The sequence below is a fragment of the Vibrio sp. 1069 genome (assembly GCF_033340555.1).
In genome coordinates, this window is sequence record NZ_JAWOWP010000235.1 from 1 (window position 1) to 813 (window position 813).

Consider the following 813-nt stretch of genomic DNA (forward strand, 5'->3'; position numbering starts at 1 on the left):
ATTTTGATATGGAAATCAGCAATCGAAAATGCGCTATTGCCTGAATAGATCAAACGGCTCACGCTGTCATACTGCTTTTGCAGCTTTTTGAGCTGTTGCGGCGTATCAATCAACTCTTGGCGGAACAATAACGCTAAAACGCTCGCTGGTAATGCACTTGCAAGCCAAGCAAGCGGACCTTCAACAGATAGTGCGTACGCTGCGGCAGGTGCAGTTAATGCACCAAGTAGAATCGCATAGCGAACCGTTTCGTTAATTTTTAACGACCAGGTTCTACCCGCTTTCTCGGCGGCTAGCATCCCCTTGTAAGCTTTTGCAGCAATATCCACCCATTCACGCTTAGGCTTAACGCGCACAGATTGATAGCCGACAACTTGGTTTTTTTCATAGATAGGCGTTACGTAGGCATCTACCCAGTAATAACCGCCAGATTTGGTGCTGTTTTTAACCATACCTCGCCACGCTTTGCCTTCTTTAAGGCGTGCCCACATATCACCAAAAGCGGCTTTAGGCATGTCACTATGACGGACGATATTATGATTCTGACCGACTAACTCCTCGTGCGTGTATTCTGCAACGCGACAAAACGCGTCATTACAATAAGTAATAACACCTTTTAAGTTAGTGGTCGAAACGAGTTCTTCAAGTTCTCCGATGAGGGTTTCTTGAGCTTTCTGAGAAAAATTGGCTGACATAGACGATACTTCTATAATTTTTATTAGTTTTCGGCGAGATGTATACAGGATTATTGTTTTTATTACAAAATGTTAGATAAAAAGTATTATCAATACGACATTTTTAGTGTGGGAATTA

The 813-nt window shown here is 42.7% G+C and carries 1 protein-coding gene; it reads right to left on the reverse strand.

Translation table 11 applies throughout. The features are described 5' to 3' along the window. Nucleotides 1-695, reverse strand: a 695-nt coding sequence (locus R7040_RS25690; RefSeq protein ID WP_318097459.1) for a PAS domain-containing protein, incomplete at its 3' end; no start/stop codon positions are given. Between the last annotated feature and the right edge of the window lie 118 nt (nt 696-813).